The organism is Pectinatus haikarae, assembly GCF_015732185.1.
GTDB lineage: Bacteria > Bacillota > Negativicutes > Selenomonadales > Selenomonadaceae > Pectinatus > Pectinatus haikarae.
The window spans coordinates 43732-68165 of sequence record NZ_WIQM01000001.1; the positions used below are offsets into that span (position 1 = coordinate 43732).

Annotated in this window: 21 protein-coding genes and 1 other annotated feature; of the genes, 16 read left to right on the forward strand and 5 right to left on the reverse strand. The window is 41.9% G+C overall.

Annotation, left to right across the window (positions count from 1 at the left end; translation table 11 throughout):
- Positions 1 to 39: 39 nt before the first annotated feature.
- Complete coding sequence (locus I6758_RS00240) at positions 40 to 627, forward strand: hydrolase (protein WP_231038430.1); 588 nt, start codon at positions 40 to 42, stop codon at positions 625 to 627.
- Between the two features lie 20 nt (positions 628 to 647).
- Here I6758_RS00240 and I6758_RS00245 read toward each other — a convergent pair whose 3' ends face one another.
- Positions 648 to 1289 carry a hypothetical protein gene (locus I6758_RS00245; RefSeq protein ID WP_196603210.1) on the reverse strand — a complete coding sequence of 214 codons (642 nt, stop codon included), beginning with the start codon at positions 1287 to 1289 and terminating at the stop codon, positions 648 to 650.
- A 133-nt stretch (positions 1290 to 1422) separates the two neighbouring features.
- Positions 1423 to 1639 (forward strand) — a binding site (T-box leader).
- Positions 1640 to 1675: 36 nt separating this feature from the next.
- Between I6758_RS00245 and I6758_RS00250 the strand changes: the two genes are divergently transcribed.
- The 12 genes from I6758_RS00250 (at position 1676) to I6758_RS00305 (ending at position 15664) form a co-directional block, all read left to right on the forward strand.
- The gene (locus I6758_RS00250) at positions 1676 to 4330 is read left to right on the forward strand and encodes a valine--tRNA ligase (protein WP_196603211.1); all 2655 of its coding nucleotides are present in this window, start codon (positions 1676 to 1678) and stop codon (positions 4328 to 4330) included.
- Between the two features lie 6 nt (positions 4331 to 4336).
- Positions 4337 to 5650 (forward strand): bifunctional folylpolyglutamate synthase/dihydrofolate synthase, encoded by a 1314-nt coding sequence (locus tag I6758_RS00255; RefSeq protein ID WP_196603212.1) that lies wholly within the window; start codon positions 4337 to 4339, stop codon positions 5648 to 5650.
- A 61-nt stretch (positions 5651 to 5711) separates the two neighbouring features.
- A complete protein-coding gene (locus tag I6758_RS00260; protein WP_196603213.1) occupies positions 5712 to 7043 on the forward strand; it encodes an O-antigen ligase family protein in 1332 nt (443 codons plus the stop codon).
- Positions 7044 to 7151: 108 nt separating this feature from the next.
- The gene (locus I6758_RS00265) at positions 7152 to 7802 is read left to right on the forward strand and encodes a redox-sensing transcriptional repressor Rex (RefSeq protein ID WP_307223837.1); all 651 of its coding nucleotides are present in this window, start codon (positions 7152 to 7154) and stop codon (positions 7800 to 7802) included.
- Positions 7803 to 8136: 334 nt separating this feature from the next.
- On the forward strand, positions 8137 to 9639 hold the full coding sequence (locus I6758_RS00270; protein ID WP_196603314.1) for an acetyl-CoA hydrolase/transferase family protein: 1503 nt from the start codon (positions 8137 to 8139) through the stop codon (positions 9637 to 9639).
- 103 nt (positions 9640 to 9742) lie between these two features.
- Positions 9743 to 11395, forward strand: coding sequence for an acyl-CoA mutase large subunit family protein (locus I6758_RS00275; RefSeq protein ID WP_196603215.1), 1653 nt, complete (start codon positions 9743 to 9745; stop codon positions 11393 to 11395).
- Positions 11396 to 11421: 26 nt separating this feature from the next.
- A complete protein-coding gene (locus I6758_RS00280) occupies positions 11422 to 11814 on the forward strand; it encodes a cobalamin B12-binding domain-containing protein (RefSeq protein WP_196603216.1) in 393 nt (130 codons plus the stop codon).
- 182 nt (positions 11815 to 11996) lie between these two features.
- On the forward strand, positions 11997 to 12938 hold the full coding sequence (gene meaB, locus I6758_RS00285) for a methylmalonyl Co-A mutase-associated GTPase MeaB (protein ID WP_196603217.1): 942 nt from the start codon (positions 11997 to 11999) through the stop codon (positions 12936 to 12938).
- Positions 12939 to 12964: 26 nt separating this feature from the next.
- Complete coding sequence (gene mce, locus I6758_RS00290; protein WP_196603218.1) at positions 12965 to 13378, forward strand: methylmalonyl-CoA epimerase; 414 nt, start codon at positions 12965 to 12967, stop codon at positions 13376 to 13378.
- 158 nt (positions 13379 to 13536) lie between these two features.
- On the forward strand, positions 13537 to 15066 hold the full coding sequence (mmdA, locus tag I6758_RS00295; RefSeq protein ID WP_196603219.1) for a methylmalonyl-CoA decarboxylase subunit alpha: 1530 nt from the start codon (positions 13537 to 13539) through the stop codon (positions 15064 to 15066).
- Between the two features lie 18 nt (positions 15067 to 15084).
- On the forward strand, positions 15085 to 15228 hold the full coding sequence (locus I6758_RS00300) for a hypothetical protein (protein ID WP_196603324.1): 144 nt from the start codon (positions 15085 to 15087) through the stop codon (positions 15226 to 15228).
- 55 nt (positions 15229 to 15283) lie between these two features.
- Positions 15284 to 15664 (forward strand): biotin/lipoyl-containing protein, encoded by a 381-nt coding sequence (locus tag I6758_RS00305; RefSeq protein ID WP_196603220.1) that lies wholly within the window; start codon positions 15284 to 15286, stop codon positions 15662 to 15664.
- Positions 15665 to 15748: 84 nt separating this feature from the next.
- Here the strand turns inward: I6758_RS00305 and I6758_RS00310 are convergent, their stop codons facing one another.
- The 3 genes from I6758_RS00310 to I6758_RS00320 are packed head-to-tail and all read right to left on the reverse strand — an operon-like array spanning position 15749 to position 20509.
- Positions 15749 to 18790: an efflux RND transporter permease subunit gene (locus I6758_RS00310; protein WP_196603221.1), complete on the reverse strand. Its 3042-nt coding sequence runs from the start codon at positions 18788 to 18790 to the stop codon at positions 15749 to 15751.
- The gene (locus tag I6758_RS00315) at positions 18787 to 19884 is read right to left on the reverse strand and encodes an efflux RND transporter periplasmic adaptor subunit (RefSeq protein WP_196603222.1); all 1098 of its coding nucleotides are present in this window, start codon (positions 19882 to 19884) and stop codon (positions 18787 to 18789) included. The genes I6758_RS00310 and I6758_RS00315 overlap by 4 nt, the downstream gene beginning before the upstream one ends.
- A gap of 49 nt (positions 19885 to 19933) precedes the next feature.
- Positions 19934 to 20509, reverse strand: coding sequence for a TetR/AcrR family transcriptional regulator (locus I6758_RS00320; protein ID WP_231038432.1), 576 nt, complete (start codon positions 20507 to 20509; stop codon positions 19934 to 19936).
- A gap of 266 nt (positions 20510 to 20775) precedes the next feature.
- Here I6758_RS00320 and I6758_RS00325 point away from each other — a divergent pair, with 266 nt between their 5' ends.
- Positions 20776 to 21954 carry an MFS transporter gene (locus I6758_RS00325; RefSeq protein WP_196603223.1) on the forward strand — a complete coding sequence of 393 codons (1179 nt, stop codon included), beginning with the start codon at positions 20776 to 20778 and terminating at the stop codon, positions 21952 to 21954.
- A 93-nt stretch (positions 21955 to 22047) separates the two neighbouring features.
- Here I6758_RS00325 and I6758_RS00330 read toward each other — a convergent pair whose 3' ends face one another.
- On the reverse strand, positions 22048 to 22443 hold the full coding sequence (locus tag I6758_RS00330; protein ID WP_196603224.1) for a bacteriohemerythrin: 396 nt from the start codon (positions 22441 to 22443) through the stop codon (positions 22048 to 22050).
- Positions 22444 to 22799: 356 nt separating this feature from the next.
- Here I6758_RS00330 and I6758_RS00335 point away from each other — a divergent pair, with 356 nt between their 5' ends.
- Together I6758_RS00335 and I6758_RS00340 are read left to right on the forward strand one after the other, a co-directional pair.
- Positions 22800 to 23114 (forward strand): PTS sugar transporter subunit IIB, encoded by a 315-nt coding sequence (locus I6758_RS00335; protein ID WP_196603225.1) that lies wholly within the window; start codon positions 22800 to 22802, stop codon positions 23112 to 23114.
- 33 nt (positions 23115 to 23147) lie between these two features.
- Positions 23148 to 24422, forward strand: a complete 1275-nt coding sequence (locus tag I6758_RS00340) for a PTS transporter subunit IIC (RefSeq protein WP_196603226.1) — start codon at positions 23148 to 23150, stop codon at positions 24420 to 24422.
- Positions 24423 to 24434 lie beyond the last annotated feature (12 nt).

Below are 24434 nucleotides of genomic sequence, written 5' to 3' on the forward strand. Positions count from 1 at the left end.
AATGCTGTCCGCCGGTAAATTCTTATGGGGGAAAAAGATATGATGCAGACAAAGCTCACGAAAAAACAAGCATGGGAATTGCTTAAAAAATATAATAGTGAAGATTTTCATTTGCTTCATGCAGCCACTGTTTCGGCGGTTATGCATTGGTATGCGGAACATTTGGAATATGCAGACGAGGCGGATTTTTGGGGAATTGTGGGACTGCTTCACGATATTGATTTTGAAAAATATCCGCAGGAACATTGCCGAAAGGCACCGGAGCTTTTGCAGGAAATAAATGCTGAAGAAAATTTGATCCGAGCGGTTTGTTCACATGGATATGGCATCTGTGTCGATATAAAACCGGAGCACATGATGGAAAAAGTTATGTTTGCCAGTGATGAATTGACAGGGCTGATAGGAGCTGCAGCGCTGATGCGTCCGTCGAAGAGTGTGCAGGACATGGAACTTAAAAGCCTGAAAAAAAAATTTAAAGATAAAAGATTTGCCGCCGGCTGTTCGCGCGATATCATAAAACAGGGAGCAGATATGCTGGGATGGACTCTTGACGAGCTTTTGGAAAAAACACTTTGGGCGATGAAAGACGAAGAGAAGTTGATTGCCAGTGAATTAACGGCAGAGTAAGTTTTCCTCACAGCGCTGTTCTATTCACCTGGGATGGGAGCAGTGACAAAGGCATCCAAAGGATAGGCAGTCATACTGAACCAGTCGGCAGCGTCATCCCATGACAGGACAAGGTTCTCCCTGAGGACACTGCCGCTTCCGTTGTCAGCATAGCCTTGCAGAATGGGCCATGCATTTTCACTGTTGAGTAAATGTACTTTCATATTTGTACTATTCCAGCCCATGCCCACTATATTATCCATACTGGCATAAGTTGCATAGCTGCTTTTATAAGGTCCTATCATGTAAAAATCATGTGTAAGACCATTGCTTTGGAGCGCATTGTCTTTTATTATCCAAAAAACCATATCGGGATCAGCTGCTTTGAATTCGAATATTTTTATGATGCTTCCGGGTAAAAAAGTAAACTCAATGTTATTGGCGCTGCCGGAAACAAGCATGCTGCCGCGTACTTTTCCGTTGTAGCTGTCGGGCATGAAGAATGTGAAACGTACATATTCATTCCATTGGCCCATGGTACGAACGCTGAAAACATCGCCCCAAAGATTGTCAGACGCAAATTCTGAAATCTCCCGAGCACTGATAATACGCATGGCCTGGCAGGATGTTTGATAAAAATAGAATATTGAAGCGAATATTATAATAAGGGATATTTTTTTCATAGAATCACTCCTCAAAATAAATATATCATCCAAATACACAGTAGCATATAAAATAAATATTAGTCAAGCAAGGCAGAAATGGCAATATTGTTTTTTCTATAGTTTTATGATAATATAAGGGCGTTGAAATATGAAAAATGCTATGAAAAAGAGAGCACGGACGGATGCGGTATAGAGAGAAAATCCTCAGGCTGAAAGATTTTTCCGCAAAAATTTGTTGCTGTAGCTTTAGAGCTTCTGCGGTGAAGTTAGTAGCCGCGGACGTGCGGCGCGGCGTTAGGCGTTTGAGCTTTGCCCGATGGCAGAGAAATTTAGGTGGTACCACGAAAGTATACTCTTTCGTCCTATTGGGACGGAGGGGTTTTTTTATTTTAGGAGGGAATAATTTGCAGGAGACAAACATTCCAAAGGTTTATGATCCGCAGAGTTTTGAAAAAAAATGGTATGAATTTTGGGAGAAAAATAAATTATTTCACGCAAAAGTGCAAAAAGATAAGAAGCCTTACAGTATTGTAATACCGCCGCCGAATGTCACCGGTCAGCTTCATATGGGACATGCAATGGATAACACTTTGCAGGATATTCTTATACGCTTTCGCCGTATGCAGGGATATAATACCTTGTGGATGCCGGGATGCGACCATGCCGGTATAGCTACACAGGCAAAGGTGGACGCGGCGCTGAGAGAAGAAGGGTCCTCACGTCATGAAATAGGCAGGGAAAAATTTGTAGAACGGGCATGGCAGTGGAAGGAAAAATTTGGCAGCCGTATAATGTACCAGCTGCGGTCTTTGGGATCTTCCTGTGATTGGGACAGAGAACGGTTTACAATGGATGAAGGCTGTTCTAAGGCAGTGAGAGAGGTTTTTGTCCGGTTGTATGAGGAAGGGCTGATCTATCAGGGGACGCGTATTACAAATTGGTGTCCGCACTGTAATACGGCACTCAGCGATATAGAAGTGGAACATGAGACGGAAATGGGACATTTGTATCATATCCGCTATAATGTCGAAGGTACAGATGAATATGTTGAGATAGCCACTACACGTCCGGAGACAATGTTCGGTGACACAGGAGTGGCTGTTCATCCTGAGGATGAGAGATATAAAAGACTGGTCGGGAAAATGCTGGTGCTGCCTGTTGTCGGACGTCTCATACCTCTTTTTGCTGACGAATATGTTGATCCGCAGTTTGGTACGGGAGCGGTGAAGGTCACCCCGGCGCATGATCCGAATGATTTTGAGATGGGACAACGGCATGATCTTGAGCAGATACTTGTTATGACGAATGATGGAAGAATGGCGGAAAATACCGGACTTTATGCCGGCATGGACCGTTATGAATGCCGGCGACGTCTGATCGAGGATTTGAAGAGCCGGGGAGTTTTATCGGGTATAGAGGATCATGAACATGCAGTGGGACATTGCTCGCGATGTGATACAACTGTTGAACCGATGATTTCCAAACAATGGTTTGTAAAAATGGAGTCATTGGCGAAACCGGCCGTAGAGGCTGTAAAAAACGGAAAAATAAAATTTGTACCGGAACGCTTCACTAAAATATATTGCAACTGGCTTGAAAATATACGTGACTGGTGCATTTCCCGTCAGCTTTGGTGGGGACATCAAATACCTGCATGGTATTGTGATAATTGCGGAGAAACGATAGTTTCACGTGATGATGTCACTGTGTGCACAAAATGCGGCAGTAATCATCTGCGCAGGGACGAAGATGTTCTGGACACATGGTTCAGTTCCGGTTTATGGCCGTTTGAAACGATGGGATGGCCGGAAAAAACAGAGGAATTGAAACAGTTTTATCCGACAAGTGTGCTTGTGACAGGTTATGATATAATTTTCTTCTGGGTTGCCCGCATGGTAATGATGGGATTGAAGTTTGGCGAAGATATTCCTTTTAAGCATGTGTTTATTCATGGACTGGTGCGTGATTCTCAAGGACGCAAGATGAGCAAGTCACTCGGGAACGGAATCGATCCGGTCGAGGTTATCGAAAAATACGGAGCGGATACATTGCGCTTTATGCTGATAACGGGAAATACTCCCGGGAATGATATGCGCTTTTATTGGGAACGTGTGGAAAGTGCACGCAATTTTGCCAATAAGTTATGGAATGCATCTCGATTTATGCTTATGAATCTGGAAGGTTTCGATAAGGACTTTGTTCCTGAACAGGCGGAATACACTCTGGCGGACAAATGGATATTAAGCAGGTATGCACATACTGCAGCATCTGTAACGAAAAATTTGGAGAATTTCGAGCTGGGCGAAGCTGCCCGATCTTTATATGAGTTCATTTGGAATGAATTTTGTGATTGGTATATAGAATTGAGCAAGGCACGACTCTATGATAAGGAAAATATAGCTGCAAGAAAGACGGCACAATATGTCCTGGGTTATGTGCTGGAACATACATTGAGATTACTCCATCCTTTTATGCCTTTTATAACGGAAGAAATATGGCAGCATATACCTCATGAGGGAGAAAGTGTCATGACGAGCTTGTGGCCTGATGGGGAAAATGGAAAAATAGATGCTGCCGCTGAAAAAAATATGACGGCTGTCATGGAAACAATCAAAGCAATAAGAAATATACGTGCGCAGGTAAATGCCGTACCCGGCAGGAAAAGTGAAGTGATCTTATTCTTCGCGGATCGCAGTTTAAAGGAAACCTTTGTAGAAAATAAGGGATATCTGGCATCTCTTGCGGCTGCCGAACCGATGACCGTATGGACAGACAGCATGGTCAAGCCGGAAAATGCGATGACAGCTGTAGTCAGCGGGGTTGAAGTTTATCTGCCGATGGCGGGACTGATCGATGTGGAAAAGGAAACGGCACGGCTTACCAAGGAAATGATAAATCTCGATAAGGAAATAGAGCGCCTTGCAAAGAAATTAAGCAATGAAGGTTTTTTGGCCAAAGCTCCGGCAGAAGTAGTAGAAAAAGAGAAGGAGAAACAAAAGGGCTATACTGATAAGAAAGCAGCGGTACAGGAACGCTTGACTTATCTGGCGGCCTTGTGAGGAAAAATGGATTATCAGGAAGCATTGTCATATCTTAATGAACTGAATAAATTCGGCACCAGACTGGGGCTTGATAGAATAAAACGGCTGGTGGAGCTGCTCGATGAACCGCAGCTCAAATATAAAACCATTCACGTGACAGGGACCAACGGTAAAGGATCGGTCTGTGCCATGATCAGCGGAATTATACATCAATCAGGAATAAAGACAGGCCTGTATATCTCACCACATCTTTTTTCCTATACGGAGCGGATTCAAATTGACGGAGCACCGGTGAGCAAGGCTGCATTTGCTAATTGTATAGGAGTTGTAAAAACTTTTGCCGATCAAATGATCGATGAAGGCATGGAATCGCCTACGCAGTTTGAGGTGCTGACTGCCGCAGCTTTCTTATGCTTTGCGGTAAATAAAGTGGAATATGCCGTTATCGAAGTCGGTCTCGGCGGTCTTTTTGATTCTACTAATGTAGTATTGCCGGAAGTGTCTGTCATTACTAATATTGCTTTTGAACATGCTGCTTTCTGCGGAGGAACACTAGAAGGAATAGCACATCATAAAGCCGGGATAATAAAAGACGGAATACCCGTAGTCACCGATGCAAAAGGTATGACACTTGATATACTGCATCAGGAGGCCGCTGAAAAAAATACGGATCTTTTTATTGAGGATACTGATTTTCAGGCACAATTTCTCAGCTATGACGGCAGCAGACAGTATATAGCGTTTGCTTCTAACATTCTCGGCGTTAAAGAGGAATTTGCGCTCAATCTTTTGGGAGATCATCAGGTGCGGAATGGGGCACTGGCGATAATGACGGCATATTTGCTTGCCAATGATGAACGGCGTATAACAGCAGAGTCCGCAAGAGTAGCCTTGGAAAACGTAAGATGGCCGGGACGATTTGAGAAATTTGACATAAATAATAAGCGTATAATTATTGACGGTGCGCATAATCCGGCGGGGATACTTATGCTCAGACAAAATTTGGATAAGTATTTTCCCGATGAACAGCGTGTTTTTGTGTTGGGAATATTAAAGGATAAGGCAGTAGCTGTGATGCTGAAAACACTGCTGCGTCCGAATGATATAGTCATCGCCACAGAACCGGATTCACCGCGTATGGCCGATCCTTCAGAGTGGGCTCAAAACTTGGATATTAAATATGTGCAGGTGGAGACAGACAGGCAGGCCGCTTTAACAAAAGCAATGGCACTGACACAGGAGGGCTGTTTATTATGTCTTACCGGATCACTTTATCTGATAGGTGAATTGCGTCATATCTTATGTGAAATCAAGGAAAATGAAAAACGAAATATTTGATATGGCATCTTTCTGAAATGTTATAAGGATAACTGAGAACTTGTGATTCTTTAGGAGATATATGAATATTTTTAAAAGAAATAAATATGCCAAAGATTCAGGTACAATGATGTTTTATGCGTTGCTTGTGACACTTTTCCTTTTGCCATTCAGCGGCGACGGGGCAGCCTATACCTTATTCTTGGGATGGTTTTTTTATCTGTTGAAAGTCTATTTTTCCGGTTGGCAATGGAAACGGACACATATAGATTTGCCGCTGGCGGTTTTTGTGTGTATTGCTTTTCTCTCAGTGATTAATTCACCGCAGAAAATGTTCAGTTTTTACAATGCCTATCATCTTATTGGAAAGTACCTGCTGATATATTATTTGGCTGTACAATGCATAGTAACTGAAGAACAAATCAGGAAAATTATTTTTTCCATAGGTATTTCAGCTGTACTGGTACTGTTTTACGGATTTTTTCAATATACTGTCGGTATCAATACAGCCGGTATGGACTGGACAGATATGCAGGCTTTTCCCGAAATGACAATGCGTGTTTTTTCCACGTGGGAGAATCCTAACATTCTGGCCGGTTATTTGAATATGGTTATGGCAATAGCTTTTGGTATTTTTATATATACTGATGAAAAAAAAGCAAGATTGATAATCGGTGTTTTTTTTATATTGGCTGTGATTATTTTAGGATTTACCTATGCCAGAGGTGCATGTCTGAGTATAGTTGCGGTGATAGCAGCATATGGAATTTTCTGCAAAAAGAAAATTATTTTACCCCTTGTTGCTGTATTGGCTGTGCTGATGTATTTAGATACGGCTTTGTTTGATCGAATGACTTCTGTTTTTACTACCATTGATACTTCTTCTGAGCTCAGACTGGCATTGTGGGAGAGCACGGTGGAAATGGTATTGGACCACCCACTTTTGGGTATAGGATGGGGTGCGTATTATTTTGTTTATCCGTCCTATGATTTTTATATGCAGGGAAATTTTATAAAAATAGTACACGCGCATAATATGTATCTTAATATTGCAGCAGAAACAGGGATTATCGGTCTTCTTTCCTTTATAGTCTGTCTTGGCGGCAGCATATGGCGTGCTCTGCTGAATTATAAACGGCTGCCTACCAATTTTTTGCGCGGAACATTACTGGGCTGTGGTTTGGCACTTTCGGCTATAGCACTCAATGGTTTAACTGATTTTGTTCTTTTCAATACTCGGCTGTCCATGTTTTTCTGGTCAGTTATTGCAGTGATTTCGGCATTGCTGCAAAATAAGGAATTGCTGACTGCACGTGAAGGTATGAAAAACAGGCGTATAGGATTTAGCATATTGCCCGCTCTTTCCAATGAGGAGATCGAAAAAAATAAATCATATAATTTGAAATCATTTTAGCTGTATTGAAGGTTTGCAGAAGTTTATGATATTATAAATTTACATTCAGGCAAATTGGTGCTGTGGCATCAGCTCAGCCTGTTTGCCCTATGACTGAAAGTTAATCGGATAAGGGAGAAGGCGAAAAGTATAATGAAAGATATATCAAAGGCTACTATAGACAGATTGCCTTTATATCTGAGGGCACTGCGCATGGCTCAGGATGAAGGTCTTGATGTAATCTCATCTGAAGAACTCGGACGCAGACTGGAGATTACACCGGAGCAGATACGCAAGGATTTGGCATCCTTTGGACAATTCGGCAAAAAAGGCGTGGGTTACTATGTAAATGAATTAAAGCACAGTATCAGTAATATTTTAGGACTTGATAATCATTGGAATATAGCCATTATAGGCATAGGTCATCTGGGGTCAGCTCTGGCTAATTATCATAATTTTATTTCATTAGGGTTTAATTTAGTGGCGCTGTTTGATTATGAACCCAATATAATTGGGAAGACCGTAAATCACGTCAAAGTAAAAGATGTTGCTTTGTTGGAACAGACTATAAAGGAATTGAATATCCATATAGGTATTATTACAGTTCCCGGACAATTTGCTCAGGAAGTAGCCGACAGGCTGGTCAAAGCTAAAATAAAAGGAATATGGAATTTTGCGCCTATCAGGATGAAGGTTCCTGATGATATGCACATAGTGAATGAAGATTTGTCCATCGGTCTATCCTGTTTGTCATATCATATCACGAGAAAACCTCATTAGGGTCATGCCCTCATTTTTTTGCAGGACGCGACACTCTTGAATGCCGCTGTAAAACGATTACTTTTATGTATAATTTTTCACAATTATATACAATTAGGTTTTGTTTTTTGGCTAAATTGCTTGACGCTTTTATTATCTGGTGGTATCCTAACAATTGTAGAAATATGGTCGTTTTGCTGTACTATTAACTATAAATGAAGTAAATAATTACTATTCACTTTGATTATAGTTAAAAAATGGCGGGAGGCTATATATGACGTCATCGGCGATTGTTTTTGCCGGTAGTGTAGTAATTAAATTTATAGTTATTGATTCATGGGGAGGAGAATATTTGATGATTGACATTCTCGATCGCGTACGCAATAAAGAATTGCGATCTAAGATCGTTAGTGCCGAAGAAGCCGCTGCCTACATTAAACCCGGAATGAATGTAGCAACCAGTGGTTTTACTCCGTCAGGTTATGTCAAAGCTGTTCCGACGGCTCTTGCCAAACGCATGGAAAAGGAACCGTTTAAAATCAATTTATGGACAGGGGCTTCAACCGGTGCCGAAGAAGACGGTGCTCTGGCGAAGGTCAATGGAATTGCAAAGCGTATGCCGTACCAGACAAACAAGGAATTGAGGAATCGTGTCAATAGCGGTGATGTAGATTATATTGATATGCATCTGAGCGAGTCGGCACAATTTGCACGTTACGGTTATATGGGCGGCAGCGTGGATGTAGCGATTGTAGAAGCTTGTGCGATAACCGAAGAAGGCAATATTATTCCTACGACTTCAATGGGCAATACGGCTTCTTTTGTACAGCAGGCTGATGTTGTAATTGTAGAAGTAAATGTTACGCAGCCTCTCGAACTTGAAGGAATGCACGATGTGTATGTACCGCTTGATCCGCCGCATCGCCTGCCTATCCCTATCGTAAAGCCCAATGATCGCATAGGTACACCGTACATACCATGCAATCCTGAGAAAATCAAATTCATCGTACCATGTGATATAAAAGATCACACACGTCCCTTAGGTGAAATTGATGATAATTCCAAACATATGTCTCATTTTATTACTGATCTGCTCAATAATGAAATTAAGGAAGGGCGTATGCCGGCAAACCTTCTGCCTCTTCAGTCAGGTGTGGGGAATGTAGCTAATGCTGTTATCCACGGATTTGTTGAATCGGATCTGAAAGATCTGTCTGTTTATACTGAAGTAATTCAAGATGGTATGCTTGATTTGATTGATGCTGGTAAATTAAGTTTTGCATCAGGCACAGCCTTGTCCCCTTCCCCGGAAGGTTTGGATCGTTTTTATAGAAATATAAAAGAATACAGGAAGCATCTTGTTCTGCGTCCGGAAGAAATATCGAACAGCCCGGAAGTTGCCCGCCGTATAGGCGTTATTGCCATGAATACAGCTATTGAATGCGATATTTACGGCAATGTAAATTCCACACACATTATGGGAACAAAAATGATGAATGGTATCGGCGGGTCGGGCGATTTTGCACGTAATGCTTATCTTACCATCTTCTGCACAGGATCAACGGCAAAAGACGGTAAAATATCATCAATAGTGCCGTTCTGTTCTCATATTGATCATACAGAGCATGATGTTGATGTTATAGTTACCGAGCAGGGCCTTGCTGATCTGCGCGGTCTTTCTCCGCGCAAACGTGCAAAGCAGATTATTGAACATTGTGCACACCCGGATTTCAAGCCGATGCTGCTAGACTATTTTGAAAGAGCCGATTCTGCCACTAAACATGCACAGACACCTCATCTGCTGAATGAGGCTTTGTCGTGGCATCAGAAATTTGTGGAAACAGGATCGATGAAATAATAGCTGAGATATAAAAAACTGATGGTTTTGGTTTATAATCGGATAGATAAAAAAGTCTTTATATATAATCCGAGTAAATAACAGTCCAGGAGGAAAAATAACTATGAGCACTGAAAAAGAAAAGATTCAAGCTGAATTAACCCAGTATAATGCCAGCGCGGAAAAAGCAATCGCAAGGTTCCCGGAACGGCCCAATCTTCCCGAACAGCGTCTTTATACTCCGCTTGATATCGAAAAAAATGATTATGCCGATGATATCGGTTTCCCGGGTGTATACCCTTATACACGCGGTGTTCAGCCCACAATGTACCGCGGTCGTTTCTGGACTATGCGCATGTATGCAGGTTTTTCAACAGCTGAAGAATCAAATAAACGTTATCGCTACTTGATCGAATCCGGTGCATCGGGACTTTCCTGTGCATTTGATTTGCCTACGCAGATAGGCTATGATTCCGATGATTCTATCTCCGAAGGTGAAGTAGGTAAAGTCGGTGTTGCCATTGATTCACTTGCTGATATGGAAATTCTTTTCGATAAAATCGATCTCGGCAAGGTTTCTACATCAATGACCATTAATGCACCGGCATCCGTACTTTTGGCAATGTATATCGCTGTTGCGGAAAAACAGGGTGTAACGGCTGAACAGCTTAAAGGTACTATTCAAAATGATATACTGAAAGAATATGCTGCCCGCGGCACATATATTTTCCCGCCTCGTCCGTCCATGCGTCTTATCACCAACATCTTTGAATATTGTTCGAAAAATGTACCGAAATGGAATACAATTTCTATTTCCGGTTATCATATCCGTGAAGCAGGTTCCACTGCTGCTCAGGAAATCGCTTTTACCATCAGTGACGGTATTGCCTACGTTGAAGCCGCGATCAAGGCTGGCTTGGACGTAGATGCCTTTGCCGGACGTCTTTCCTTCTTCTGGAATGCGCATAATAATCTTTTGGAAGAAGTTGCCAAATTCCGTGCTTCCCGTCGTATATGGGCGAAAGTCATGAAAGAACGTTTCAATGCGAAGAAACCGAAATCAATGATGCTTCGTTTCCATACTCAGACAGCAGGTTCCATGCTGACAGCCCAGCAGCCGAACAATAATATTGTTCGTGTTGCGCTTCAGACGGCAGCAGCAGTAATGGGCGGCACACAATCTCTGCATACAAATTCCCGCGATGAAGCTTTGGCTCTTCCTACGGAACAATCAGTTATGGTTGCTTTGCGCACTCAGCAGATAGTTGCATACGAAAGTGGTCTTGCCGATGTTATAGATCCGCTTGCAGGTTCTTATTATGTTGAGTCAATGACAGATAAAATTGAAGCGGAAGCATGGGATTATATCAAGAAAATTGATGAAATCGGCGGTGCTGTTGCCGCTATAGAAAAAGGTTACATTCAAAAAGAAATTCAAGACAGCGCTTATAAATGGCAGATGGATGTTGAATCTAACGCAAAAATCATTGTCGGCGTCAACAAGTTCCAAGTTAAAGAAAAACCTGTTGAAGGCCTCCTGAGAGTTGATTCTTCTGTTGGTGAAAAACAGAAACAAAAACTTGCTGATATGAAGGCAAAACGTAACAATGATGCGGTTGCAAAAGCCTTGGCTGAATTGGAAACTGCCTGTAAAGATGAGAATGAAAACCTTATGCCTTATATTCTTGATGCGGTTAGAACCTATGCTACACTTGGCGAAATCTGCGGTGTAATGCGTAAAGTATTTGGCGAATACGAAGCACATACAAACTTATAATATAGAGATTGTCGGAGGGACTAATGATGGAAAAACGTATTAGAGTATTAGTTGCAAAACCTGGACTTGACGGACATGATCGCGGAGCTAAAGTTGTAGCTCGTGCGCTGCGTGATGCTGGTTTTGAAGTTATATATACAGGCCTTCGTCAGACGCCTGAACAGATAGCTGAAGCAGCTTTGCAGGAAGATGTCAATGTTGTTGCTATGAGTATACTGTCAGGCGCGCATCCGCATCTTTTTCCGAAAGTTGTAGAACTTGTTCATGAAAAAGGTATGAAGGATGTATTGATTGTCGGCGGCGGTGTTATTCCGGAAAGTGATATACCTGCTCTTAAAAAAGCGGGTATAGCCGAAGTATTTACCCCGGGTACATCCACCGGTGATATTGTTGATTTTATCAAAGCACACGTAAAATAAAAAAACGTATCATCTTGCCCTCTTATTTCTATGAGAGGGCAAGATGTTTATAAGTGCGGGACTGAGAACTTTTTGCGCAAAGTAAGTGAAAATCTGCTCAGACTGCAAGATGCAATTCGAAGATCTGAAATGAGGTTTCAGCTATATGACAACTTTCATTCATATCAAAGGTGGTGTTTAGCATGGATATAGTAAAAGATCTTTTAAATGGATCAAAGCTGGCTTTATCCCGTACCATTACGGCGATAGAGAATGAATATGAAGAAGCATCATCCATAATGAGAGAACTTTATCCTCACACGGGGCACGCTTTTGTCCTTGGCATTACCGGACCTCCGGGTGCGGGGAAATCAACTATGACAGATAAACTTGCAAGAGCATACCGCAACATGGGAAAAACAGTCGGCATAATCGCTGTTGACCCCACGAGTCCGTTTTCCGGCGGAGCTATTTTGGGTGACCGTATAAGAATGAATAGCCTTACACTTGATGAAGGTGTCTTTATTCGCAGTATGGGAACTCGCGGGAGCCTTGGCGGGTTATCACATAAAACAGCGGATGCTGTAAAAGCATTAGACGCTTTTGGCAAGGATGTTATCTTTGTTGAAACCGTTGGTGTTGGACAGTCGGAAGTCGATATCGTCAAAGCGGCCGACACTACTATGGTAGTGCTTATACCGGGTATGGGTGATGATATTCAGGCGATAAAGGCGGGTATACTGGAGATAGGCGATGTGTTTGCCATCAATAAGGCAGATCATGACGGGGCCGATAAGCTTCAGGCTGAACTTAATATGATGCTTGATCTTGATGGAGAAAAACTGGATTGGCGTCCGCCCATTCAGAAGGTTATTGCAAGTCAGGGTGAAGGTATTAACGAGCTTGTTGCTCTGATTGAAAAACATTATGCACATATAGGGGCAACGGGCAAATTAGCACAGAGGCGTCATGACAGAACTAAAACGGAACTTTTGGAATTGCTGAAAGCTTCCATAGGCTCTTATATCACTAAAAATATCGTGAAGACAGGCAGGCTTGACAACTGTCTGAAGGATATTGAAGAACATCGCAATGATCCATATACTATTGTTCATCAATTGATGAATGAGTTATTGAAACAATAAATTAAGTTTTGCAGGAGGCTGTACAAATGTTTAAAGTTGAATGTGTTGATCATATTGGTATTGCAGTACCGGATTTAGAACAGGCAAAGAAGTTTTATACTGATGTTCTTGGTTTAGCATGTACTGGTGAAGAAGAAGTTGCTGAACAAAAAGTTAAAACTGCGTTTATTCCCACAGGAGAAGCAGAAATAGAACTTTTGGAATCAACTTCACCGGATGGCCCTATTGCAAAGTTCCTCGAAAAAAATGGCGGACGTCAGGGAATACAGCACATCGCTCTTCGTGTTGATGATATTGAAGCGGCTATTGCCGATCTTAAGGCTAAAGGCGCACGCATGATCGATGAAAAACCTCGTTATGGCGCAGGCGGATCCGCTATAGCTTTTATTCATCCAAAAGCAAGCGGTGTGTTGCTTGAACTTTGTCAGCGTAAAAAATAATTATTTCTGGAAATAAGTTTCAAAATCATTATATATAATGGATACTAATTGTCTGAAATATTTGTGAAGACGAAAAGACGCCAAGGCGTCAGGGAAAAATTGATATATTGATCTTGAAAAGTCAATCTTTTTAAGATGAATTATGAGGAGGTATAATTTTGGCCACAGTTCAGGATAGGATCGATCTTATGAGATCGAAAAGTGAACATAATATGCAGGGTGGCGGTCCGAACCGTGTTGCAAAGCAGCATGGCAAAGGTAAATTGACAGCTCGTGAACGCATTGAAATACTGTTTGATGAAGGAACATTTGTTGAACTGGATCAATTTGTGAAACATCGCTGTACTAATTTTGGTCAGGAAAAAAAGGATCTTCCCTGCGAAGGTGTTGTTACCGGTTACGGTACAGTAAATGGTCGTTTGGTTTATGCCTTTGCACAGGATTTTACCGTTGAAGGCGGGTCTTTGGGCGAAATGCATGCCAAAAAGATATGGAAAGTTCAGGATATGGCCATGAAAATGGGTGCGCCTATAATCGGCATCAACGATTCAGGCGGAGCACGTATCCAGGAAGCAGTGGATGCGTTAAGCGGTTACGGCGGAATTTTCCTCAGAAATACATTAGCATCAGGTGTGATACCTCAGATATCTGTAATCATGGGACCATGTGCGGGCGGTGCAGTTTATTCTCCGGCTCTCACGGACTTTATCTACATGGTAAAAAATACTAGCCAGATGTTTATAACAGGACCGGCAGTAATAAAATCAGTTACGGCCGAAGAAGTTACCGCGGAACAATTAGGCGGAGCTATGACGCATAACAGCACTTCTGGTGTAGCGCATTTTGCGGCTGATACGGAAGAAGACTGTCTGAATCAGATACGTTATCTGCTTGGCTTCCTGCCGAGCAATAATATGGATGATGCGCCTCAGGCAGATACCGGTGATGATCCTTCACGTATGGACGAAGGTCTTAACACGGTAATTCCTGACAATCCCAATATGCCTTACAATATGAAGGATGTCATCCGCATGCTTGTCGATAATGGTGAATTCTATGAAGCTCAGGAACATTATGCGCGGAATATCATTACCTGCTTTGCTCATTTTGACGGACGCAGCGTAGGTATAATCGCCAATCAGCCGAATGTAATGGCTGGTTGCCTTGATATTAATGCGTCGGATAAGTCATCAAGATTTATTCGTTTCTGCGATGCTTTTAATATCCCTATTGTCAATCTTGTTGATGTTCCTGGCTTTTTACCTGGGACAGATCAGGAATACGGCGGTATCATCCGTCACGGCGCTAAAATGCTCTATGCATACAGTGAAGCATCAGTGCCTAAGGTTACAGTAATTACACGTAAAGCATACGGCGGCTCTTATCTTGCTATGTGTTCGCGTGACTTGGGGGCTGATCAGGTAATGGCTTGGCCTACATCTGAAATAGCTGTAATGGGACCTGCCGGTGCGGCTAATGTAATTTTCCGTAAAGACCCGGATGTGAAACAGAAAACTGCTGAATATATCGAAGAATTTGCTACACCTTATAAAGCTGCAGAACGTGGTTATGTTGATATGGTAATAGAACCGTCTGAAACGAGACCGCGTATTATCACAGCTCTTAATATGCTTGCCAGTAAGCGTGAAGATCGCCCGGCTAAAAAACATGGCAATGTGCCGTTATAATAAAGGGGTGTGCAATTGATGGAAAAAGACAGTAAAATTAGCGAAGAAGTTATTGCTGCTATTACCGCTGCTGTTGAAGCTATTGTCGGTAAAAAGGTCACGGCCGTCAGAATTGAACGCAGTGAAGCATGGGTCATGGCTGCCCGCCGTGCCGCAGTTTGATATTTTTAACTGAACTGTTGTAAATAAAAAGAACACATTTATGGAGGAATATCTTGTGAAAAAATTTAACGTAACTGTAAATGGCAACTCTTATGAAGTTGAAATCGAAGAAGTAAAAGGCGCTGCAGTACCTGCAGCATCTGTACCTAAAGCAGCTCCCGCAGCTCCTGTCGTATCTGCACCTAAAGCGGCTCCGGCAGCACCTGCTGCTGTTCCTGCAGGCGGCACGACCATTGCAGCTCCTATGCCTGGTAAGATCACAAAAGTTATTGCTGCAGTCGGACAAGCTGTTAATGCCGGTGATGTAGTATTGATTCTTGAAGCTATGAAAATGCAGAATGAAATTACAGCACCTGCAGCAGGTACGGTAAAGGCAGTTAACGTTGAAGTAGGCAAGAGCGTTAAAGCTGGCGAAGCAATGGTTGTTCTCGGCTGATTTCCGATAGTAAAATAATTTGTTTTATAAGTAAAATGCCCTCTGCGATTTAGCAGAGGGCATTTTTTATGGACACTGAAAGTGTTATTTTTTTACTTTGTACATGGCGGCGTACATCGTTGGCAATACCAGCAGAGTAAGTATGGTTGCTATCAATAAACCGCTGGCTATAGCCACAGCCATAGGTCCCCAGAATGGGCTGTACATAAGAGGAAGCATGCCAAGAATGGCTGCTGCGGCAGTAAGCATGATAGGGCGAAAACGAAGGATGGCAGAATCAATAACAGCATCCCAGGGAGCTTCGCCATCCTTAAGATGTTTTTGGATTTGGTCAATAAGGATAACGGAATTTCTTATGATCATACCGCTCAGAGCAAGTATGCCCAGCTGAGCGACAAACCCCATTGCTTTATCCAGCATGAGCATGCCGAAAGCTACACCGATTATACCAAGAGGAGCAGTAAGCAGTGTCAGTAGTACGAGTTTGCCGTTCCTAAGCTGTATCATCAAAAGTGTCATTATCACAAAAAGCATGGCAGGTATTGGCACCAGGAGGAATTGTACAGAATCGTTGCTGTCAGAAAGAGAACCTCCTGCTTCTATACTATAGCCCAAAGGAAGAGAATCTCGCAGCGCCTTCGTCGCGGCATAAACTTTTTGGGCTGCGTCGTTAGCCGTACCTTCCTTGATATTTGCTTCTACCGTGATCGTGGGCAGCAAGTTGCGGCGCCATATAAGTCCGTCTTCTGCGGCGTAGTTTATTTTGGCTATCTGTCCCAAAGGAACATAACCGGCGCTGCCAAGATAAACAGGAATATTTTTTATGTCAGAGAGATTTTGACGATCACTGTCTTTGAGGCGAAGCATTATATCTATTGTCCGATCTCCCGAATAGTACTGAGCAGCTGTGGCGCCGGAGATTTCGGTGTAAAGCATTTGCGCTATGGATTGTCCCGATATGCCCATGGCCCGCAATTTATCCTGATCAAGCTCCAGATGCATAATTTTACTTTTTTCATTCCAATCAAAATGCACATCTTCATTATTGGTGTCAGAGGCCGCTATATCAGCTACTTTAGCGGCAATATCGCGCACCTTGTCTTCATTGTAACCGGATACGCGCAGCATTACAGGATAGTCTGCCGGCGGCCCGGTCTGAATAAATTTGATATTACCTCTTATGTCAGGGTAATTATCGGCTAGTTCTTTATCAATGATTGAGGCAAGCTGCTTGCGCGTATTGACATCCTTGGCAACAATGATGAATTGACTGTAATTATTGGCAGGCAGCTGAGGATCGGTAGTCAGAACAAAACGAGGAGCACCCTGTCCCACATAATAAGAAAAATTGTTTATAATATCAGTCTGCGTGTTTAAAAATGAGGCAAATTTGCTGGCTTCATTTTCAGACGCCGTTAATGAGGAGCCTTCAGGCAGCTGCATTTCTACAATTATCTCAGGACGCAGTGAGGGCGGAAAGAACTCTTGCCGTATGTAGCGAAGGGAGAAAATAGAAAGAGCAAAGATACAGAAGGTAGAAATTATGACGATTTTTTTATGTTCAAGACACCAGATGAGAACTTTTCGGAAAAACAAATAAAATTTATTTTGATATGGATCAATCTGTCCCATGGTATTTGTTTTAGGTTTGACCCGTATAAGGTGATAGCCAAGCAAGGGGGCCACTATCACAGATACAAGCCATGAGATAATCAGGGCAATGCTTATCACCGGAAAAAGACTCTTGCAAAATTCTGAGGCCATTCCTTTTGCAAAAGCAACGGGAATGAAACCGGCGCAGGTAATCAGTGTGCCGGTCAGCATGGGTTTGGCAGTGGCTTTAAATGCATAGCAGGCAGCTTTGAAGCGGTCAAGGCCCTCTTCCAGCTTGACACTCATCATCTCCACGGCAATAATCGCATCATCGACCAGCAAGCCCAGTGCAATAATTAATGCGCCCAGAGAAACTTTCTGCAGATCAATCCCCAATATATACATCATCACGAACACTCCGGCTAAAACAAGAGGTATACAGCCGGCGACGACAAGTCCTGTTCGCAATCCTAGGCTCAGGAAACTGACGGCAAGGATAATAATGATTGCTTCACGCAGAGTATTTATAAATTCATCTATTGAATCTCTTACCACAGTCGGCTGATCGGAGACCTGATCGATCTCGAGGCCAAGAGGCATATCCGCCTGTATTTTTGCCATCAGAGAATTTAGATTGCTGCCGAGTGTTAATATATTTCCGCCCGGTTCCATAGATACGGCTATACCGACTGCAGGATTACCATTAAAAAACATTTTCGGATCGGCTGGTTCGGCATAACGGCGGTCTATTTTTGCGATATCGCCTAAGCGGAATATTTTTCCTCCGGCATTGACAGGCAGGTTTCTGATATCTTCCAGATTGTCAAATATACCGCTGAAGCGAAGATAAACATTATCAGAAGATGTTTCTATCATGCCTGACGGAGTTATGTCATTTTGCGTCTTTATCGCATTAGACACAGTTTGTGGACTTATGCCAAGCTCGGCAAGTTTTATATTGCTTATTTCTATATAAATTTTCTCGCTTTGGACACCCAGCAATTCTACCTTTTGAACGCTGGGAACATTGAGCAGAAGGCGGCGTGCCCGTTCCGCATGCTGGCGCAGTTCCTCATATGAATAACCATCGCCGCTTACGGCATATATAGAACCGTAGACATCATCGAATCGATCATTGTAGAAGGGACCGTAGACGCCGTTAGGAAGGTCTTTTTTTTCATCTTCACACAGATTGCGCACCTCTTTCCAGGTGTCGCGTATTTTGGAGCTGTCAATATTCTGACGAAGTGTCACATAAATGACCGAAGAACCGGGCCGCGATGAACTTTTCAGGTAGTCAAGCCCCGGTGTGTCCTGCAGTTTTTCTTCCAGCTTATCTGTTACCTGTTCTTCCATTTGCTTGGCTGTTGCTCCGGGCCAGCTGACAGAAACGACCATTTCCCGGATAGTAAATGCCGGGTCTTCCATACGGCCGAGTCTGCTGTAAGAAAATATGCCTGCAACAATGACGGTAATAATAAAATACCATACCAAATCTTTATTTTTCAGGGAAAGTTCTGTGAGATTTTTCATGTGTTGCTGCCTTTCGTGTTACTATCATCAAGGCGGACAGTTTCACCATCGCGCAGTTTTTGGACACCGGCTGTTACAACTATATCACCGTTATTGAGTCCCAGAACTTTTACGTGATTTTCATCAAAGGAAAAAACCTGTACTTGTTTTAATGATACTGTCTTATCTTCACTTACGATCCATACCTCAGGATTATTTCCTGTCTGATAGATAGCAGAAAGCGGCAGGATATAAGTGCTGGACGCAGTGTCAGATAAAGTGCAGACGACGCCTGCTGTCATGCCCAATTTTAGGTTATCGGGAGGCTGCGGCAAAGAAATTCTGACGCGGTAGGTTCGGGCTGTCGGGTCAGCCACGGGAGAGATTTCTCTGATAGTGCCATCGACAGAAGAATCAGGGAGTGCCCAAAAAGATACCAGTGCATGTGCGTTCACAGCAAGTTCACCTATGCTATTTTCAGGAACGTTTATTTCAACTTCCAATTCATTAGTCTGAACAAGGGTCAGCACAGTCTGACCTGCGGAAATCACCTGACCGGCTTCTGCGTCAATGGCAGAAATGACACCGTCGGCATCAGCTGTAAGATTAGTGTATGATAAGGAGTTACGGTCCTGAAAAGTTTGTGCTGTTGCCTGCTGATAACCCGCCAGTGCTGAATTATAGGTTGTCTGATATTGATCAAGCGATGCTTTTGGCACTGCGTTTTGTGCGAATAACTGATTATAGCGGCTAAGATTAGCTTTGGCCAGCTGTAATTCCGCATAAGCCGCCTCTGCTTTGGCTTCGCTTTGATTGACTTGCTGAACTATATCTTTGCTATCAAGTGTCATCAAAATGTCACCGACATGAACACGGTCACCAGCTTGAACAGTGCGCTGCAAAATTTTTCCACCAACCTGAAATGACAGGTTCGTTTCGTATCGCCCGTGTACAGAACCTGCATAAGTGTTGGAGAGTGAATCAGAAGCCGCGTCTATTTTTTGGGTTTTTACCAGTGGAGCAATAGCTGCCGGCGCTTCCTTTTTTCCGCAGCCGATTGTCAAAAAAATTGCTGCCAGCCCCAAACACAAAAATTTAATAATGCGGATGTTCATACAATCTCTCCTTATAGTCATTAATAATAAGCATAAAAAATAATATCCTCTAGCATTTTTTTATTCCGTAAAATGAACAGTGAACTAATTTCCTGATATAGTCTTCATTCAATATATCCCCTGTTATCAATAACCGATAAAAAATCGGACCAAAAATCATATCGATGCATAATTCCAAATCGGTGTCGGCAGACAATTCACCTCGGTTTATGCCATTTTGTAGAATTTGAGCAGCTTTCATGCGCCGCGGAATAAAATATCTGGCACGATATTCTTCTGCCATTCTTCTGTCAAATTGTCCCTGTGCAATCAGTTCATTCAAAATTTTGCCCTCATCACTTAATAGAAAATTACTCAGATTGATCGACTGGCGAGTGATGTCTTCAATAACTGAACCAGTGTTGGGGATAGGAAGTTTGGCTGTGGCAGTTGAGAGAAAACCGTCTATGATAACAGCTGCCTTATTGGGCCACCATTTATATATGGTGGCCTTGCTCACTTTTGCCTTTTCCGCGATTTTTTCTACAGTTATATTTACGAAACCCATTTCCAAAAGTAAATCGTATGAAGCTTTTAAAATGGCCTGTTCGGTGTCTTTATCGCGAGGTCTGCCCCTCTTTTTCAAAATGAATGCCTCCATATATAATAAATTATGCTGCAATAACTGACAGACAGCATTTTTAAAACATTGTTTAAATTGAAAAAAATATCATTTTATCATAAAATTTAATATACGCTGCTGTAAATAATGATAAACGACCAGTTATTATTATACTAGATATAAAAAAAAAAGAAAATCAATCTATTTACAAAACTATACGTTTATTATATACTGTTTATAAATAGTGAACTAATAGTTTACTATTTATAAACAGGAAAGGGGTATAAAAAATGAATGAAATAAAAAATGAAAAAGCACCTAATGATTACATTATTGTAATATTAGCTGCTGCCTGCGGTACAATAGTGGCAAATCTTTATTATGCGCAGCCTTTGATTGCATCGATCGGTATGGATTTAGGACTGCCATTATCCTTTGCCGGAGTTATTGTAACATTTACTCAGATTGGTTATGTACTCGGATTATTATTTTTAGTGCCTCTTCTGGATCTGGTCGAAAACCACCGATTGGTTATTTTTACAATGATGATAGCTGTGGCAGCGCTTATTGTTTCCGCTGTAAGCAAAAGTGCGGCCATTTTTCTTCTGGCAGCTGTGGCAGTAGGATTGGGATCCACTGCTACGCAGATACTTGTCCCTTATGCAGCCTATTTGTCAGATGAAGCCAATAGAGGTAAAACAGTAGGAAAAGTTATGAGCGGATTACTTTTGGGAATAATGCTGGCACGCCCTGTATCTGGATTCATCGCGGGAATATGGGGATGGCAGGCAGTGTTTTTGATCTCGGCGGCAGTAACAGTGGCCTTAGGAATCGTTCTGGCATTAACATTACCGAAACGCAAGCCAGACGCAGGGATAAAATATAAGGCTCTTTTGTATTCTCTGTGGCTGTTGTTTAAGGATACGCCTATATTACGGAGGCGCGCTTTTTATCAGGCCGCGCTGTTTGGTTCGTTCAGTTTATTTTGGGCAGCGGTACCTTTATGGCTGGCAGATAATTTTGGGTTGACTCATCAAGGGGTGGCATTATTCTCACTTGCCGGAGTGGCGGGAGCTATCGCTGCTCCGATCGCAGGAAGATTTGCAGACAGAGGCGAGACAGCTCCGCTCACTGGTGCGGCTATGATCACAGCTATGATCTCATTTATAGGTGCTGCGATATTTACTGGAAAATCGGCAATAGCTTTGGCCATATTAGTTCTTTGTGCCATACTTCTTGATATGGCAGTTTCCGGTAATCTTGTTTTAAGCCAAAGGATTATTTATTCGCTAGGTGACAAGGTACGCGGAAGATTAAACGGTGTATTCATGGCGCTTTTTTTTGTCGGCGGAGCAACCGGTTCACTGCTGGGCAGCTGGTCATATTCTTACGGCGGCTGGCTGCTTACTGCTCTGGTTGGAGGAGCAATGGCGGCAGCATCGCTGCTGTATTACTTTACAGAGAGCTAGTATACGGAAAAACTGGACATGGAAAAGAAAATCCCCTGAAGTACAGCCTTCATTGTCTGTTCTTCAAGGGATTTTTATGTGGAGGGTAATGTTTTATTGTTTTTGAATGCGGCAGTCTTTTTTCTTTATATGATTTTGCAGCCACTCTACTAAAAATTGAAGAAGATCAACTATACCGTCTTTTTGATTTATATCGATTTCCTCAAGATTTATAGAATTCAGTTTTTCTACAAATTTTATATGTTCAAGTTTATGACTGAATCTGTGAAGATATTGAATGCTTTCCATATATTTTTCTTCATCGGCGAAATGAGTGATCGTATATTCCCGCAGTTCACTGATAAGACTTATAATACGGTCATATTTGTCATTAACAAAATTATTGGATAAAAGATCAAATGTTTCATTTGCGATATCAAATAATTTTTGATGTTCATTATCAATAAATTCTATTCCGGTCAAATAATCAGCTGTAAATTCATAATGCATAGGTACATAACTCCCTTTAGAATAAATATTACTTTATACTAACATAAATTTTAATAAAATGTAATATTTTTTTGACAAGTGTTTTTTCACTGGCTGCGGATATGCCGATACTTCAGCTTACAATATAGTATATAAATGGAACAGCTGCTTTCTTTTTGAATAGCTGGGCAGGATATTATTTTGGTAACAATTATTTAAAAGTTTTGTAAAAAATATAAAATTTGTGTAATAATGAAAAAGAATAAAAGAAAAAAAACCTATTAGAATAAAGGGAAAGCAATGTTTTTTTTGTAATTGGCATGACACTTGCATTATATATTACCAGAATTACAAAATAAAAAAAAGGATGAATGATTATGAGTAAAAAAGTAAAAATTCTTTGCTGCTGCGGTGCAGGTATCTGCACATCAAATTATCTGAGGGAAGAAATTGAAGATCGTCTGAAAGAAGAAGGGCTTAGCAAGGAGGTCACCGTTAATTTGTGCAGAGTGACTGATGTAGAAGAAACACTTTCTGGTGGCAGCATAGATTTACTTGTTACCACTGTAGAAATGAAAGGGGATTATTCTGTACCTATGATTAGAGCATTAGGTATTATGCTCGATGAAGCTGCAGCGAAAAAGGCTTTGGATGAAATAATAGACAACGTGCGCACAATCATGAAGGAATGAGATGAATAAATAAAATAGGCAGAGGTGATTAATATGGATTTTGTGGACAGCATAACAAAAGGATTATCTTTATTCTTTGGTTTTGATTCATCAGTCACAATAGTCGGAATAATTCTTATAGTTTCAATACTGGTGCAAGTAGACTTCAAAAAAGCCATTTTGGGAGCTTTAAAGGTGTCAATAGGACTTACGGGATTATTTTTGGTCGTTAATCTCATTCAAACAGCTATGGTTCAGCCTATTCAAAATATCATTTCACTTTATGGAATCAACAAGAGTGTAGTGGATATAGGCTGGGGCTGTCTGGGATATGCTTTCGGCAATACCTACGGATATTTTGGTGTTCTTGTATTCCTTGTTTTGAATATTTTTCTTGTATCTATACGGTTTACACAGACATTATATGTGGATGTATTCAATACATGGCGTGCTATGCTGCTGGGCGGACTGGTCGGTGTGGTCAGCGGCAGTTTCTGGATAGCAACACTGGCTGTTGTTGTTTTTTTGATAATAGATGTCAAGGCGGCTGATATTGCAGCGCCTTATATTGAAAAAATCAATAATTTTCCTCCGGGGGGATCATGGCCGCACGGAACGCATTTTTCCTTTCAGGCATGTATAGCTATTCCTCTTGAATGGATATTGAGAAGAATACCTGTAATAAAAGATGCAACATTTAATGCTGAAACAATACAGGAAAAATTTGGTGTTTTGGGTGAAACGACCGTTATGGGAGCTGTACTTGGCATATTGATCGGTCTTTTCAGCCAGATCGGCATCATGGCTTCTTTGCTTTTAGGGGTAAAAATGGCAGCTGCATTTCTGCTTCTGCCGAGAATGGCAGCCATTCTTGTTGAAGGCTGGTTTCCTATCATCAAGGCTTCAAGAAAAATATTAGTAAGCAAAATGCATAGAGATGATGTCAGAATAGCCCTTGACTGTTCTACAGTTATAGGACATTCGGCAGTGGTGCCGACAACACTGATCATGTATCCGCTGGCCTTGATAATTTCAGTACTTTTGCCGGGCAATCAGATGATCGCATCTGTAAGCTTGATCATTGTCCTCTGGGAAAGTGCGGCTGTTAATGCGATCACCGAAGGCAATATTCTGCATAATATTATAATCCTGTCAATTATCGTCGCTTTATTTTGCTGGGGTGCCACATTGATGGCGGGACCGATGACACAGCTGGCAGGCAGCCTTGGCTATGATGTATCAAAAGGAGCGTTGTCTGCATGGGATGCCACAGGCACACCGGCTTTAGTTATAGTTTATAAATTATTCTCATGGATATTTGGTTTTTAAACATTTAAGGGG